This is a genomic window from Longispora fulva, from assembly GCF_015751905.1.
Lineage (GTDB): Bacteria > Actinomycetota > Actinomycetes > Mycobacteriales > Micromonosporaceae > Longispora > Longispora fulva.
Window position 1 is genome coordinate 3,838,054 of sequence record NZ_JADOUF010000001.1, and the last position, 15,782, is coordinate 3,853,835.

The 15,782-nt window shown below is 73.3% G+C and carries 14 protein-coding genes; 10 read left to right on the forward strand and 4 right to left on the reverse strand.

Going from position 1 to position 15,782, the window contains the following annotated elements:
* Positions 1–32 precede the first annotated feature (32 nt).
* Positions 33–824 (forward strand): DUF2127 domain-containing protein, encoded by a 792-nt coding sequence (locus tag IW245_RS16940; RefSeq protein ID WP_197004139.1) that lies wholly within the window; start codon positions 33–35, stop codon positions 822–824.
* Positions 825–907: 83 nt separating this feature from the next.
* Positions 908–1,825 (forward strand): GNAT family N-acetyltransferase, encoded by a 918-nt coding sequence (locus IW245_RS16945; protein ID WP_197004140.1) that lies wholly within the window; start codon positions 908–910, stop codon positions 1,823–1,825.
* Here the strand turns inward: IW245_RS16945 and IW245_RS16950 are convergent.
* Both IW245_RS16950 and IW245_RS16955 read right to left on the reverse strand, forming a co-directional pair.
* Positions 1,801–2,394, reverse strand: a complete 594-nt coding sequence (locus tag IW245_RS16950; protein ID WP_197004141.1) for a dihydrofolate reductase family protein — start codon at positions 2,392–2,394, stop codon at positions 1,801–1,803. The genes IW245_RS16945 and IW245_RS16950 overlap by 25 nt on opposite strands.
* A gap of 63 nt (positions 2,395–2,457) precedes the next feature.
* The gene (locus IW245_RS16955) at positions 2,458–2,811 is read right to left on the reverse strand and encodes a nuclear transport factor 2 family protein (protein WP_197004142.1); all 354 of its coding nucleotides are present in this window, start codon (positions 2,809–2,811) and stop codon (positions 2,458–2,460) included.
* Between the two features lie 298 nt (positions 2,812–3,109).
* Here IW245_RS16955 and IW245_RS16960 point away from each other — a divergent pair, with 298 nt between their 5' ends.
* Positions 3,110–3,970 (forward strand): SigB/SigF/SigG family RNA polymerase sigma factor, encoded by an 861-nt coding sequence (locus IW245_RS16960; protein ID WP_197004143.1) that lies wholly within the window; start codon positions 3,110–3,112, stop codon positions 3,968–3,970.
* Positions 3,971–4,075: 105 nt separating this feature from the next.
* A complete protein-coding gene (locus IW245_RS16965) occupies positions 4,076–5,107 on the forward strand; it encodes an asparaginase (RefSeq protein ID WP_197004144.1) in 1,032 nt (343 codons plus the stop codon).
* Between the two features lie 91 nt (positions 5,108–5,198).
* Here IW245_RS16965 and IW245_RS42240 read toward each other — a convergent pair whose 3' ends face one another.
* Positions 5,199–6,371 (reverse strand): cytochrome P450 family protein, encoded by a 1,173-nt coding sequence (locus IW245_RS42240; protein WP_197004145.1) that lies wholly within the window; start codon positions 6,369–6,371, stop codon positions 5,199–5,201.
* 135 nt (positions 6,372–6,506) lie between these two features.
* On the opposite strand from IW245_RS42240, the gene IW245_RS16975 reads away from it, so the two are divergent.
* The 6 genes from IW245_RS16975 (at position 6,507) to IW245_RS17000 (ending at position 13,194) form a co-directional block, all read left to right on the forward strand.
* A complete protein-coding gene (locus IW245_RS16975; RefSeq protein WP_197004146.1) occupies positions 6,507–7,019 on the forward strand; it encodes a hypothetical protein in 513 nt (170 codons plus the stop codon).
* Complete coding sequence (locus IW245_RS42245; RefSeq protein ID WP_197004147.1) at positions 7,016–8,191, forward strand: sensor histidine kinase; 1,176 nt, start codon at positions 7,016–7,018, stop codon at positions 8,189–8,191. The genes IW245_RS16975 and IW245_RS42245 overlap by 4 nt, the downstream gene beginning before the upstream one ends.
* Positions 8,170–8,814 carry a response regulator gene (locus IW245_RS16985; protein ID WP_233473094.1) on the forward strand — a complete coding sequence of 215 codons (645 nt, stop codon included), beginning with the start codon at positions 8,170–8,172 and terminating at the stop codon, positions 8,812–8,814. The genes IW245_RS42245 and IW245_RS16985 overlap by 22 nt, the downstream gene beginning before the upstream one ends.
* Before the next feature lie 52 nt (positions 8,815–8,866).
* Positions 8,867–9,103 carry a DUF8836 family protein gene (locus tag IW245_RS16990; RefSeq protein WP_197004148.1) on the forward strand — a complete coding sequence of 79 codons (237 nt, stop codon included), beginning with the start codon at positions 8,867–8,869 and terminating at the stop codon, positions 9,101–9,103.
* A 124-nt stretch (positions 9,104–9,227) separates the two neighbouring features.
* A complete protein-coding gene (locus tag IW245_RS16995; protein WP_197004149.1) occupies positions 9,228–12,386 on the forward strand; it encodes a penicillin acylase family protein in 3,159 nt (1,052 codons plus the stop codon).
* Positions 12,387–12,486: 100 nt separating this feature from the next.
* Positions 12,487–13,194: an RraA family protein gene (locus IW245_RS17000; protein WP_197004150.1), complete on the forward strand. Its 708-nt coding sequence runs from the start codon at positions 12,487–12,489 to the stop codon at positions 13,192–13,194.
* A gap of 45 nt (positions 13,195–13,239) precedes the next feature.
* On the opposite strand, the gene IW245_RS17005 is transcribed toward IW245_RS17000, so the two are convergent.
* Positions 13,240–15,588 carry a DUF8508 domain-containing protein gene (locus IW245_RS17005; protein ID WP_197004151.1) on the reverse strand — a complete coding sequence of 783 codons (2,349 nt, stop codon included), beginning with the start codon at positions 15,586–15,588 and terminating at the stop codon, positions 13,240–13,242.
* Positions 15,589–15,782: the final 194 nt, after the last annotated feature.

Genomic DNA, 15,782 nt, shown 5'->3' on the forward strand with positions numbered 1-15,782 from the left:
GGTGCTGGCGCGGACAGGGCACACTTGTTCCCGTGGACTGGAACCTGCGCTCCTGTGGCCGTAAGGGCCACGAGACCTATGCCCCCGACGAGCCCGAGCTGCGCGCCCGGCTGCACGTCGAGACGCCCGTCGGCGAGGCGTGGCGGTGCCTGCGGTGCGGTGACTTCGTGCCGGGCGGGCCGCGCCGCTCCGGGCCGGCCGAGGACGCCCCGATCGTGATGCGCGGCCGGGCGCTGCGCGACGCCGTGGTGCTGCGGCTGCTCGCCGTGGAGAGGTTCCTCAAGGGCCTCCTGGTCCTCGCGGGGGCGTACGGGGTGTGGCGGTTCCGGGCGGACCGGGACGCGCTGCAGCGGGCGTACCACGAGAATCTGCCCCTGCTCGAGCCACTCGCGGAGAAGTTCCACTGGGGGCTGAAGGACTCCTCGATCGTGCACACCATCGAGAAGGTGTTCGCGTTCGGCGGCACGACGCTGCTGTGGATCGCCGCCGGCCTGGTGCTCTACGGCTCCCTGCAGCTCATCGAGGGCGTGGGCCTGTGGCTCCTGAAGCGCTGGGGTGAGTATTTCGCGGTGGTCGCCACCTCCCTGTTCATCCCGATCGAGATCTACGAGCTCGCCGAGCGGGTCACCTGGGTGCGGATCGGCGCGCTGGTCGTCAACATCGCCGCGGTGCTGTACATCCTGCTCAGCAAGCGGTTGTTCGGGCTGCGCGGCGGCGCGGCGGCGCACGAGGCCGAGCGGCACGAGACGAGCCTGCTGGAGGTCGAGGACGCCAGCACCGCCCGAGACGTGGCGCACCCGGCGCGACCGGCGACCCACGGATAGCCCCATCGCCGGTCGGCGGTAAACCGGTACCGCCGCGCCCCGGCTCGTGGCTAGCCTGCGGTCACCGACCGTGGAGGAGCACCGTGGACCTGGCCCTGCGCCCGTACCGCCATCCCGAGGACCTAGCCGCCGTCGAGGCGGTGCGGGCCGCCGTCACCGCCGTCGAGGGCGACGTGTCGCTGCCGGGCCCCGGTGACGGGGACCCCACGGACAACCTGCCCCATTGTGTGCTGGCGGAGATCGACGGCCGGGTCGTCGGGTACACGTGGATGACCTGGTGGTCGGAGGCCGACGGCACCCGGCTCTACCTGGTGACGGGTGCGGTGGCCCCCGACAGCCGGGGCCGGGGCGTCGGCCGGCGGCTGCTCGCCTGGCAGGAGGCCCGGGCCGCGGAGGTCGCCGCCGTCGAGGGCGCGCGGCGGCCGGTGCTGGGCGGTAACGCCGACGAGTCCCAGCCGACGGTGCGGGCGCTGTTGCTCCGTGCCGGTTTCCGGCTCGCGTTCACGAAGGTGCACATGGAGGCCGCCACCGGTCGGCACGACGTCGCGCTGCCGGCCGGCCTCGCACTGCGTCCGGTCACCGCCGACCAGCATCCGGTGCTGCACGGGGCGATCGAGGAGTGCTTCGCGGACTCCTCCAACGGGCACGTGGCGCGCACGTTCGAGGAGTACCTCGACGAGGTGGCCGAGGAGCAGTCCGACCTGGGCCTGTGGCTGGCGGCCTGGGACGGGGACGAACTCGCCGGCGTCGTGGTCAACACGATCGGGGCCGACGGCACCGGCGAGACTCCGTGGGTGGCCGTCCTGCCGCGTTGGCGGCGGCGCGGCCTGGCCCGGGCGCTGATGCACCGCAGTCTGGACCTGCTCGCCGCGCGCGGGGTGACCAGCGCGGCCCTGTACACCGTGCTGGAGAACGAGAACGACAGCGTCGGCCTGTATGAGAGCGTCGGCTACCGGGTGGTGGCCCGCCGACCCCGCTACCGCAAGCCCTTGGGGGCCTGAAGCACCGCATACCTCAGGTGGGTGACCTGCGGGGACTCCAGGATCCGGGTGCGCTCCAGCTCGACGCGCACCCCGGCCAGCCCGTCGAACAGCCGGACCCCCGCCCCGAGCAGCACCGGCACGAGCTGGACGTGGATCTCGTCCACGAGCCCGGCGAGCAGGAACTGCCGGGACACGTCCCCGCCCATCAGGGTGACGTCCCGGTCCCCGGCCGCGGCCCGGGCCCGGCGCAGCGCCTCGTCGACGCCGCCGGTCACGAACGCGAACGCCGCGCTGCGCATCGGCAGGTCCGGGCGGGCCTCGTGGGTGAGGACGAAACTCGGCACCGGGTAAGGCGTGTCCTCCCAGGCCTCGACGCCCACGTCGAACGTGCGCCTGCCCAGCACGACCGCCCCGGTGTCGGCGAACACCTCGCCGACGACGGCGGCGTCGACCTCGTGTGCGGGGCGACGGAACATCCACTCGTGCAGCGGCATCCCGCCGACGCCCATCGGTTGCTCGGGGCTCACGCCCGGGCCGGCCATGAAACCGTCCAGCGACAGCGTGGCGTGCACGAGAACCTTGCCCATCGCGTCCCTCCCCAGTGGTCTGTCGCGCACCACTGTATTACCGGTGGGCGGTCGCACGCTGGTTCAGGGCCGGCGCATGTACCACTCGGTGAACTCCGCGCACCGGCCCTGGTCGTCGAGCCGGATCAACCACAGATTGTGGTACTCGCGCGGCGGCTCCCGGTACACCGTGCGGCCCGTGATCACCGACACCGGCCCGCCGACGGCCACCGGCTCCCAGCGGAAGGTGGCGTCGCCGGGCGCGTCGGCGTGCGCGAGCCACTGTCGGACGATCTCCTCGCGGCCCCGCCACGGTTCGGCGAACGGCTCCGTGTGGTAGCGGGCATCGTCGGTGAACAGCGCGCCGATGTCGTCGGGCCGGTTGGACTCCCAGGCCGCGACGTACCCCTCGATCCACGCGGCGAGCAGGTCTGCCATGACCTCCACCCTAGTCGCCGGGCTACCGGGTCCCGGCCGGTTCGACCGGTCGCCCTGTGCGCTCGGTCACCGCCCGACATCGTGTGGGGGCTTTCTTATCCTCCGTTCGGCCGATAGTGTGTACTCCACGCGACGGTGTTCCGCCGGGGTCTAGACCAGGCTCCGCGCGCTTTCCGTCCCTTCGACGGCTCTGCCGTTTCCGCGGTGCTCGAGCAACGGGCCCGCTGGCGCTCTCCCCATTCCGCGCCACGAGTGCGCGCATCTGCGGTGTCTTCCGCCGCTGGAGGTCTGGTCAACCATGTCCGTCATCACCCTGCCTGTCCGTACCGCCGTCCGGCCCGTGATCGGCACTCTCGCCGCCGTCGTGCCGCTGTTCGACGGGCGCGAGTCGCTCAACGACACCCTCCGGGTCCCGCTCGCCACACTGGCGACAATGCCCACTGGGCCGGCCAGGAACCGGCTGCGGGCCGATGTGATCGAGACGGCGCTGCCGCTCGCCGCCCGACTGGCCCGGCGGTTCGCCAACCGGGGCGAGCACCTCGACGACCTCGTCCAGGTCGCCCGGCTCGCCCTGGTCAAGGCCGTCGACGGCTTCGACGTGGACAACGGCAACGACTTCACCAGCTACGCGACCCCGACGATCCTCGGCGAGGTCAAGCGGCACTTCCGGGACAAGGGCTGGACGGTGCGGGTGCCGCGTTCCACCCAGGAGATCCACCTGCGGATCAAGCATGCCACCGGCGAGCTGACCCACACCCTCCGCCGGACGCCCACGGTCGCCGACCTCGCCGCGCACCTGAAGGTCGGGGAGGCCGAGATCCGCGACGGGCTGCGGTGCGCCGGAGCGTACACGCCGGCGTCGCTGGACGCGCCCGTGGACGCGGCGGGAACCGGCGGCGGGATCGCCGACCTGCTCGGCGACACCGATCCGGGGTACGACGTCGTGGAGGCCCGGGCCCTCCTCGCCCCGCTGTGGGAGACGCTGCCGGTGCGGGAGCGGCGGATGCTGGCGATGCGGTTCGCCGAGGAGCTGACCCAGTCACAGATCGCCGAACGGCTCGGGGTGTCCCAGATGCACGTGTCCCGACTGCTGACCCAGACCCTGGCCCGGCTCCGGGCCACGCTGCGGGCCGAGGAGCTGCGGACCATGGCGGCCTGACCATCCGGCTCCGCCCCGGTGCGCGCCGGGGCGGAGCCCCCAGATCAACCCCGTCATCCGGATACGGGACTCCCGCGTCGGCGGGCCGCGCCCTAGGCTCGGTCCATGATCGAACAGCGCAGCGCTCCCCGGGTCGTCCTGTTCGGCCTCGGCGGCACGATCGCCATGGCCCCGGTCGAGGGCGGCGGCATCGCCCCGGCCCTGTCCCCGGCGCAGCTCCTCGCCGCGGTGCCCGGCCTGGCCGAATCCGGGATCGCCGTGGATGTCGTGGACTTCCGCCGGCTGCCCGGCGCGTCGCTGGGCTTCGCCGACGTGCACGCCCTGTCCGTGGCGGTCGACGCGGCCCTCGCCGACGGGGCGGACGGCGTGGTGGTCGCCCAGGGCACCGACACGGTCGAGGAGACCGCGTACCTGCTCGACCTGTGGCACCGGGGGCCCCGGCCGGTCGTGGTCACCGGCGCGATGCGCAACCCGACCGTCGCCGGGCACGACGGGCCGGCCAACCTGCTCGCCGCGATCCGGGCCGCGGCGTCCCCGGAGGTGCGCGACCTGGGTGTCGTGGTCGTCCTCGCCGACGAGATCCACGCCGCCCGCCGGGTCCGCAAGACCCACTCCACCAGCGTGGGCGCGTTCACGTCCCCGAACGGCGGGCCGCTCGGCCACCTGGTCGCCGGCCGGCCGTGCGTGCTGAACCAGCCGCGCGGCCGGTTCGTCGTGCCCCGGCCGGCCGGGCCGCCCGGGGCCCGGGTCTGCGTGGTCACCGCGACCCTCGGGGACCGGGGCGAGCTGCTGCACGGCGTCGAGGACCGGCTCGACGGGCTCGTCGTCGCCGGCATGGGGGTCGGGCACGTGCCCGAGGCGCTGGTGGCACGGCTGCACGAGATCGGCGGCCGGATCCCGGTGGTCCTCGCGTCGCGGACCGGGGCCGGCCCGGTGCTCACGGACACCTACGCGTTCCCCGGCTCCGAACGCGACCTGCTCGCCCGGGGCCTGGTCCCGGCCGGGTTCGTCGACCCGGTGCGCGCCCGGCTGCTGCTGTGCGCGGCGCTCGCGGCGGGGGCGGACCGCGACACCCTCGCGGCGGCGTTCTCCTCGGCCGGCGGCTACACGGCACCGGGCACGTGGCCCTGGCCATAGACAGGGTTCCCGCCGGGGAGCTGCCGGCCGTCCGGCCACGAGTCGCCGGCGCGTGCCGGGTCGGGCTCCTCCGTACCCGGAAAAAGGGTTTTCAGGGGTTGAGGCGGACCGGGAGGGCCACCAGGCCGCGGACCCGGATCGTCGGGCGGCGGCGCAGGTCGCCGGCCGGCACGGTCAGGGCCACCTCGGGGAAGCGGGCGAACAGCGCCCCGAGGGCCACCTCGGCCTCCAGCCGGGCCAGCGGCGCGCCCAGGCAGTAGTGCACGCCGTGCCCGAACCCCAGGTGTCCCTGGTCCGGGCGGGCGGGGTCGAGGGCGTCCGGGGTCCGGTAGCGGGCCGGGTCGCGGTGGGCGGCGCCCAGGGCCAGCAGCACCGGGTCGCCGGCCGGGATCGTGGTGTCACCGACCGTCAGGTCCTCCGTGGGGAACCGGCGCACCGCCAGGCCGACCGGCCCGTCGTGCCGGAGGAGCTCCTCCACCAGGCCGGGCGCGCCGCGCAGCGCGGGCTCCCGGATCAGGGCGAGCGCCCCGGAGCCGATCAGCTGCACCGACGTCTCGTGCCCGGCGAACAGCAGCAGGAACGCCATCGACAGCAGCTCGTCCCCGCTGAGCCGGCCGCCGTCGCCGTCGCGGGCGGCGACCAGGTCCGAGAGCAGGTCGTCGGCCGGGTGCGCGCGTTTCGTGGCGATCAGCAGGGTCAGGAACGCCAGCAACTCGCCCAGCGCCGAGCGGGCGTCCACCCGCTCGCCGGCCTCGGCGGCGAGCATCGTGTCCGTCCAGCCCTTGAAGTCGGCCCGGTCGCCGGGGGCGACGCCCAGCAGGTCGCCGATGACGGCGACGGGCAGCGGCACGGCGTAGTCGGCGACCAGGTCGGCCGTGCCGCGCCCGACCATCGCGTCGAGCAGGGCCGCGGCCGTGGCCTCGATGCCGGGGCGCAGACCGGCCACCCGGCGCGGGGTGAACGCGCCGGTGACGAGGCGGCGCAGCCGGGCGTGGTCGGGGCCGTCGAGGTTGAGCAGGTTGGCGTCCAGGGCTGGCGGGAGCTGCAGGCCCTGCCAACCGCCGGGGTTCGCGTGCCGCTTGTCGACGGTCAGCCGCGGGTCGGCGAGGGCCGCGCGCACCTCGTGGTGGCCGACGACGAGCCAGACCCCGCGGCCGTCGGGCAGGACCGCCCGGTGCACCGGGCCGGTCGCGCGGAGCCGCTCGTAGATCGGGTACGGATCGCGGACGAACGCCGCGTCGAGGACTACGGGGACGGTCTGCACGCCGCCAGGGTACCCACCGCGACTCCCCGCCCGCGATCTCGCGACGGCCGCGCCGGCCTACACCCGGGGGTGGAGACGACGGTTCCACCCCCGCGTCGATGCGGGGACAGTGCCCGGATTCGTAGCGTCATACCCATGACGACCATCGCGTTCTGGACCGTATACGGCCTGCTCATCCTGGCTCTGATCACCTTCGTCATCCGCAGGCAGGTGAAGGAGGGCCCCTTCAAGGTCCGCCGGGCCGCGCTCCTCCCCGCGGCCATGCTCGCCGCCGGACTGTTCGCCGACCACGGCATGTGGCAGCGGCTGTCCACCCCGGCCGCGATCGGCATGCTGGCCGTCGGACTCCTGGTCGCCGCGGCCACCGGCGTGATCCGGGCCCGCACGATGACCGTGTGGCGGACCGCGTCGGGCGTGATCACCCGGGGTGACCGCCGTACCGTGGTCTGGTGGATCGCGTCCTTCGCGCTCCGGATCACGATCATGGTGGCCGCCGGCGCGCTCGGGGCCACGGAGGGCTTCGGGGAGGCCATGTTGTTCGCCGGTGTGACGTTCGGGGTGCAGGGCCTGGTGATCGCCCGCAGGGCCGGCATGCTCGGCGGGCGGCCGTTGCCGGTGCTCCCCGACCACGACCGGATCGCGGCGTGACGACCGACGCGGTGACGCGGCGACCGGGGCTGTCGACGATCCTGCGCGGCCTCGGTCTGCTCGCGTTCCCGCTGTTCTGCGTCACGATCACCTGGCCGGCGCCTCGGTGGCCGGTCGTCCTGGTGCTGTCGGTGCTGGTGCCGGGCGGACTGCTCTACGCCCGGTTCCGGGGCGGCGTCGCCATGTCCAAGATGGCCTGGCGGGACGTGGCCGGGATGGCCGACCCCGACCGGGAGTGGCACGCGATCGCCGGCCTGGCGGTCAGCGTGGCCGCCGGCGACCTGCTGCTGCTCGTGGACCGCGAGGCGCCGGGATTCGCGGCGACCATGGCGGTGCTGCCCTGGGCCCTGGCCCGGCTGAGCTGGCCGAAGGCCCCGATCTTCTGTGTACTGGCCGCCCTGCCCCTGGCCACGATCACCTGGTGGTACGCGGGCCCGTGGCCGGCGTTCGGCCTGTCCACCGGGATGGCCGGCTCGGCGATGATCGGCCTGCTGATGCGCGACGCCCGGCAGAAGGTCGCCGCGGCCCAGCAGCTGCTCGCCTCCGAACGCGACGCCCAGGCCGCCAACCGGCGCGCCGAGGCCCTCGCCGAACGCCAGCGGCTCGCCCGCGAGATCCACGACATCCTCGCGCACACCCTGACCGCGCAGGTCGTCCAGCTGGAGGGCGCGCGGATGCTGCTGAACCGGGGCTCGGACCCGGCCGAGGTGCTGCGCCGGGTCGAGCAGGCCCAGCGGCTCGCCCGCGACGGCCTCGACGAGACCCGCCGCGCCCTGGAGTCACTGCGCGGCGACGCGCGGCCGCTGCCGGACCTGCTGCGGGCCCTCGCCGGCCAGTCCGACGCGGTGTTCCTGGTGGACGGACCGGAGACCCCGCTGGCGCCCGAGGCCGCCCTGGCCCTCGAACGGGCCAGCCGCGAGGCGCTGACCAACGCCCGCAAACACGCGCCCGGGGCCCGTACCACGGTCACGTTGACCTATCGTGGGGACGCGGTCGAGGTGGAGATCCTCGACGACGGGACGGCGGCGCCGCACCCCGAGCTGGGCGAGACCGGCGGCGGCTACGGCCTGGCCGGCATGCGGGAGCGCGCGGAACTGCTCGGCGGCGCCCTGGAGGCCGGACCGCGCGCGGACGGAAAGGGATACCGGGTGTGGCTGCGGGTACCGAACTGAGGGTCGTCATCGCCGACGACCAGCGCGTCATCCGCGACGGCCTCGAACTGCTCCTCGGGCTGGTCGAGGGCGTGACGGTGGTCGCGACGGCCGCCGACGGCCTCGAAGCCGTGGCAGCGGTCGCCGAGCACGCCCCCGACGTCGTGCTGATGGACCTGCGGATGCCCCGGTGCGACGGGGTGCAGGCCACCCGGCGGGTGCGGGCGGAGTATCCGGGGACCCAGGTCGTGGTGCTGACCACGTACGCCGACGACGCCGACATCCTGGCCGCGCTGCGGGCCGGGGCGCGCGGCTACCTGACCAAGGACGCCGGGGTCGAGGAGATCACCCGGGCGCTGCGCCGGGTGGCCGACGGGCAGGCCGACCTCGACCCGGACGTGCAGCGCAAGTTGTTGGAGCTGATCCCGGGCGAGAACCTCCGCGCCCCGGCACACGACCTCACCGAGCGGGAGGTGGAGGTGCTGCGGCTCGTCGCGCAGGGGTTGTCCAACACGGACATCGCCGGCCGGCTGTTCATCTCCGAGGCCACGGTGAAGACGCACATCAACCACATCTTCGCGAAGGCCGAGGTGCGCGACCGGGCGCAGGCGGTGGCGTACGCGTACCGGCAGGGGCTTGTCTGAGCTGCGCATTCGCCAGGAACCGTCCGGCGACCGGCGCGAGCATACTGGAGTGGTGAAGGGCGACCGGGTAGAGGTAGTCATCGATGCCGGTAGTGGATCGCGGACCTATGAGGTCGTCGCGACCCGGGCGGGCCGGCGGGTCGAGGTCTCGGTGGGCCGCGGCGTGGTCGAGGTGTCCGAGGTGACCAGGGGCGGCACGACGGTGCGGACGGCCCGGTTCATGGCCAGCAGGATCCTGGCCCTGGTGGAGCATCCGGCCCAGCGGGCGGCCGAACCGGACGATGCATAGCTTTTCGGGCATTCCCCCTGGAGGCGACGAGGGCGGGGAAACGAAGGCCATCATTACATGAAGCTATTTCACGATCTTGGCTCCGACGGTACGGTGACCACAGTCACTTCACAAAGGAGCCGGCATGCGTACCCCTCCCCGCGCGGCGCTCGTGGCCCTGGCCCTGGTCGCCGCGCTGGCGGTGCCCTCCCCCGCCGCCGCCACGCCCACCGCCTCGACCTTCGCCGCCAACGACTACTGCCTCGGCCAGTGCGGGGACATCCTGCCGCCCGGTGAGAACGGCAACGCCACCCTCGCCGACATCCTGGCCAACCGGGCGTTCGGCACCCGGCCGAAGCACACCGACGACCAGCTCGGGAAGTACGCGGCGCTGGTCAACTCCTACACCGGGCTGAGCAACGCCGCGCTCGGCCAGTTCTTCAACGACGCCTCCTTCGGGGTGCCGGCCGACCAGGTGGAGAGCACGGTGTCGCCGCGCTCGGACGTCACGATCGTCCGGGACAAGGCGACCGGCGTCCCGCACGTCTACGGCACCACCCGCTCCGGCACCGAGTTCGGCGCCGGCTACGTGGCCGCCCAGGACCGGCTGTGGCTGATGGACCTGTTCCGGCACGTCGGCCGGGGCGCGCTGAGCGGCTTCGCCGGCGGGGCCGCGGCCAACCGGCAGCTGGAGCAGACGTTCTGGCAGGCCGCGCCGTACACGGAGGCCGAGCTCCGGGCGCAGCTCGACGCGGCCGTCGCGCGCGGCGGGGCCCGGGGCCAGCAGGCGCTGCGGGACGCCACCGACTACGTCGCCGGGATCAACCTCTACATCGACCAGTCCTACGGCGGGCGGTACTTCCCCGGCGAGTACGTGCTGACCGGGCACGTGGACGCGGTCACCAACGCCGGGAGCATCGACCACTTCCAGCTCACCGACCTGGTGGCCCTCGCTTCGGTGGTGGGCGCCCTGTTCGGGGCCGGTGGGGGTGGCGAGGTGCAGTCCGCGCTGGTCAAGCTCGCGGCGGACCAGAGGTACGGCCAGGTCGAGGGCGACCGGGTGTGGAACGCGTTCCGGGAGCAGAACGACCCGGAGGCGGTGCTGACCCTGCACGACGGGCAGACGTTCCCGTACGCCGGCAGCCCGGCGAACCCGCAGGGCGTCGCGCTCCCCGACCCGGGCAGCGTCACCCCGGCCCAGCTGATCTACGACCCGACCGGCTCGGCGAACACGGCGACCACCGCCGCGGCCGGCGTGCTGCCGGGCGACCTGCTGTCGGCGAAGCACGGCATGTCCAACGCGCTCGTCGTGTCCGGCGCGCACACCGACTCCGGGCACCCGGTGGCCGTGTTCGGCCCGCAGACCGGCTACTTCGCCCCGCAGCTGCTGATGCTGGAGGAGCTGCACGGCCCCGGGATCGACGCGCGCGGCGTGGCGTTCGCCGGCTCCAGCTTCTACGTGCAGCTCGGCCGGGGCGTCGACTACTCGTGGAGCGCGACGTCGGCTGGCCAGGACATCACCGACACGTACGCGGCGACGCTGTGCAACCTGGACGGCTCGGCCCCGACGAAGGACTCCGTGGCCTACGACTACCACGGCACGTGCACCGCGATGGACCGCCTGGAGCGGTTCGACTCCTGGAGCCCGACGACCGCGGACGGCACGCCGGCCGGCTCCTACAAGCTGGTGGTCTACCGGACGAGGTACGGCCTGGTCACCCACCGGGGCACGGTCGCCGGCCGGCCGGTGGCGTTCGCCAGCCTGCGGTCGACCTACATGCACGAGGTGGACTCGATCATCGGGTTCCAGCTGTTCAACGACCCGGCGGCGATCACATCGGCGGCGGACTTCCAGCAGGCCGCGTCCCAGATCGGCTACACGTTCAACTGGTTCTACGCCGACGCCCAGCACACCGCCTACTACAACTCGGGCGCGAACCCGGCCCGGCCGGCGAACGTCGACCCGAGCCTGCCGATCGCGGCGACGGCGGCCAACGAGTGGACCGGCTACACCCCGTTCGGCGAGCACCCGAACTCGATCGACCAGGACTACTACGTGTCCTGGAACAACAAGCAGGCCAGGCAGTACTGCTCGGCCGGGTTCGGCGAGGCCAGCGTGCACCGGGCCAACCTGCTCGACGACCGGGTGAAGGCCCTGGTCACCAGTGGTACGAAGGTCAGCCGGGCGTCGCTGACGTCGGCGATGGCGGATGCCGCCGTGACCGACCTGCGCGCCGAGGACGTGCTGCCGAAGCTGCTGCGGGTGCTGACCAGCCAGCCGGTCACCGACCCCGCGCTCAACGCGGCCGTCACCGAGCTGAAGGCCTGGCAGCAGCACGGCGGCAAGCGGGTCGAGACCGCCCCCGGCAGCCACGTGTACAAGGACGCGCACGCGATCGCCGTGTTCGACGCGTGGTGGCCGCTGCTCGTGCAGGCCGAGTTCAAGCCCGGCATGGGCGACGGGCTGTTCGGGGCACTGGCCGGCGCGTTGCAGCTCAACGAGTCGCCGTCCGGCGGCCAGAACGGGCCCTACGCCGGTTCGGGCGGGGCGGACGCCGCGGTCGGGCACCGGGGTTCGGCGTTCCAGCACGGCTGGTGGTCCTATGTCGACAAGGATCTGCGCGCCGTCCTCGGCGACCCGGTCTCCGGCGGTCTGACCCGCACCTGGTGCGGTGACCTGGCCGGCTGCCGGGCGGCACTGCTGGGCGCGCTGGGCGGGGCGCTGTCCCAGAGCACCGCACAGGTGTACCCGACGGACGCGCACTGTTCCGCCGGCGACCAGTGGTGCGCGGACGCGATCGTGCAGAACCCGCTCGGCGGCGTCACCGACCCGATGGTCAGCTGGCAGAACCGGCCGACGTACCAGCAGGTGGTGCAGTTCGCGGCGCACCGCGGCGACTCGGTGGCCAACCTGGCCGCCGGCCGGCCGGTGTCGGCGACGAGCTATCAGCACGGCTGGTTCGACCCGTACTGCCCGCCCGGGTACGCCGTCGACGGCGACCCCGGCAGCCGGTGGGCCAGCGACTGGTCGGACAACCAGTCGATCACGGTGGACCTGGGGTCCGCCCGCACGGTGAGCCGCGCGGTCCTGCGCTGGGAGTCGGCGTACGCGGCGAGCTACCGGCTCCAGGTGTCCACGGACGGCGCCACCTGGCGCGACGCGCTCGCGGTGACCGCCGGGGCGGGCGGCCTGGAGAACGACGCGTTCGCCCCTGTCACGGCGCGCTACGTCCGGATGCAGGGCGTCCGCCGCGGCACCGGCTACGGCTACTCTCTGTACGAGTTCGAGGTCTACGAGCACTGACGCGCGCCGGGTCGGGTCCCACCGTAACCATGAAAGGGTTGTGGGTGGGACCCGCCGCCGGCGGTGTTTCCGCACCCGACGCGGCGTGAGAGGAATCTCCATGGACCACGAGGAACTCCGGCGACGGTTCGCCACCCTGACCACGGCCCACATCGCGGACGCGTGCCTGCGCGCCGGCGTCCCGGTGCGGTGCGCCCCCACCGGGGTGCGGGCCATGACCCCCGGCACCCGGGTCGCCGGCCGGGTCGCCCCCGCCCGGCACGTCGGCAGCGTCGACCTGTTCCTGGAGGCCTTCGAGGACGCCGCGCCCGGCGACGTGCTCGTCGTCGACAACGGCGGCCGGGTCGACGAGAGCTGCGTCGGCGACCTGGTGGCCCTGGAGGCGCAGGCCGCCGGGCTGGCCGGGATCGTGATCTGGGGCCTGCACCGCGACACGGCCGACCTGCGGGTGATCGGGCTGCCGCTGTTCAGCGCCGGCACGCTGTCCACCGGCCCGCTCCGGCTCGACGAGCGGCCCAAGGACGCCCTGGAGGCCGCCATGGTCGGCGACTGGACCGTGGGGCGGGCCGACCTGGTGCTCGGCGACGCCGACGGGGTGCTGTTCGTGCCGGCGGACCGGGCCGGGGAGCTGTTCACCCTCGCCGAGGGGATCCGGGACACCGAGCGCCGGCAGGCGGAGCGGATCCGGGCCGGAGAGTCGCTGCGCGCGCAGGTCCGGTTCGACGTCTATCTCGCCCGGCGGCGCGAGGAGCCGACATGGACGTTCCGCGAGCACCTGCGGGCCGTGGGCGGAGCGATCGAGGAATAGGAAAGGGGCCGCACCGTTGTCGGTGCGGCCCCCTTTCTTCGGGTACTACGGCTGCGGGGTCGCCAGCCGGATCACCTGCGGGTCGTGGTCGGACGCCTGGTCCGCGAACTCGCTGTTGATGTGCACGATGTCGTAGTCCTCGCCGGCCAGGTACAGCGGCTTGGACAGCAGGATGTGGTCGAGCACCTGCGAGTTGCCGTCGTAGACGTAGGTGTAGCTCTGCCGCGCGGTGACCTTCTGCGGCAGGTCCACGAGGAACCCGTCGCCGACCAGGATGTTCGCCGTGTCGGAGAACTGGAAGTCGTTGAGGTCACCGAGGACGACGACGTTCGCCTTGGCGTCGAGCGCGCGCACGCTGTCGACGAACGACCGCACGGCCGTGGCCTGGCCGTGCCGCTTGGTCTCCGAGGAGCGGGTCGGCGGCTGGAACCGGCCCATCATCGGGTCGTCGCCACCCTTGGAGTTGAAGTGATTGGCCACCACGAAGTACGTCCGGCCCCGGTAGGCGAACTCGCCGGCCAGGGGCTTGCGGGAGTCCTCCCACACGGCGTTCGCCGGGTCGATCCGGCCCGGGGACAGGGTCAGCGCCGCCCCGCCCGTGGCACCGGCGGTCACGCCGACCGGGGTGGTCGCGTCGCCGCCCGGCCGGTCCACGAAGGACAGGCCCTTGTCGGTGCGGAACAGGAAGCCGGTGCGGATGTTGCCGCCCGGCTGGCCGCCGTCGGAGTCGTTCACCGGGTCGATCGACCGGTAGCTGTAGTGCGCGCCGCCGGCCGCGACGATCGCGTCGATCAGCTTCTGCCAGGTGACGGTCGCCGACACCGTGCCGTCGTTGGCCGAGCCGGAGTTGTCCTGGATCTCCTCGATGGCCAGGATGTCCGGGCCGGCGAGGTTGTCGACGATGCCGTGCGCCAGGCGGTCGTACTTCGCCTGCGGGTCCGACGGGGCCAGGTTCTCCACGTTGTACGTGGCGATCGCCAGCTCGTCGGAGGTGGCCGCGCGGGTCACCTCGCGCTGCAGGGTACCGGCCAGCACCTCGGGGGTGGCGGTCGCCAGCAGCTTGTAGTTGCCGAACGAGTAGTCCAGGACGCCGTCGATGTTGCCCTTGAGCGTGTCGCACACGTTCACGGCCGGCATCGGGGCGAGCAGGTCGTCGAGGATGACCCGGTCGGTGTTCGAGACAGCGTACGAGTCGTACCGCACGCCGTTGCGCTCGGTACGCGGGTCGTCGGCGCCGACGGCCTCGACCGCGATCTCGCCGTTGGACGTCGTCGGACCGACGGCCTTCGGGCTGACCAGCCGCAGCCGCATGCCCTCGAGGGCCTCGTAGAAGTCCAGCGCGTTGGTGGTCGGGTCGAACGTGGCCGAGGCCTCGACGTCGCCCGGCAGGTCCGCGCGGACCGGGGTGGGCGCGAGGATGCCGCCCCGGCCGATCAGCACCGGCTCGGGCAGGGCCACGCCCTGCGCCGTGACCGTGATCTTCGGGCTGGTCAGCTCGGTGGTGCTCAGGTTCGTGGCTACGTTGCCGGGCCGGAACTCCGACACCTTGCCGGTGATGTCCACACAGTCGCCCACGACGACCGTGGGCACGCCGCCGGTGAAGACGAAGACGCCCTCGCTGGTGGCCGGGTCCGCGTCCGGGGCGGTGTCCTGGATCCAGAACCCGTTCTTCGCCACGGCCGTCACGACGCCGGAGGTGATGACGGACTTGCCGACCAGCGGCGACCGGTGGCCCCGGCCCTGGATCTCGTGCACGCGCGCGGCCGTGGGCGGCGGCACGGGCGGGATGCCGCCGCTGCCCGGGGTGGGCGCGCCGGCGACGAAGTCCACGCCGTTGTTGTCGGTGTCCACGCCCTGGCGGAGCGCGGCGGTCGTGCTGGACAGGGCCGGCGTGGCGGCCGAGCCCTCGAAGTCGTTCGCGGTGCCGTACCCGACGAAGTCGCGCACGCCGACAGCCGCGTGGCAGACCGCGCCGCACGTCAGCGCCGTGCCGTTCGTGACGAGGGCGACCTTGCCGGCCGTGGCGCTCAACGCGATGGTGCCGGTCACGTTCGGATTGGGCAGCGGGGTGGTGCCGCCGGCGCCCTGGGCCTCGGCGACCAGGAAGCTCGCGCCCGGGGCGATGCTGCCGGTGAGCAGGGTGCGCGCCCAGGTCGTGCCGGCGGCCGAGGCGTACTGCACGCTCCAGCCGTCCACGCTCACCGCGGCGGTGCCCCGGTTGGTCAGCTCGATGTAGTCGTTCGTGTACGTGGCGCCGGAGTTGCCGCCGCCGCCGTACACCTGGCTGATCACGACGTCCGGCGACGCGGCGAGGGCCGGGTCGGCGGTCAGGGCCGTGGCGACGACGGCGGTGGCCGCCACGCCGGCCAGAATGCGGCCATAGGAAATAGTCACCGGCACTGTCTACCAAACAACAAGACCTGCGTCACCTCGCAGTAGGTGACGCAGAAACGACTGTGCGGTGGACACTCAGGAATTTCCCATGAACTTTGTCCACTTTGCATATACATATCCGCGCCGGACGGGGGCTTGACGGACTCGCCGGTAACCGCGGGATCTTCCATTGCATGCATTGCATACAATCGCTA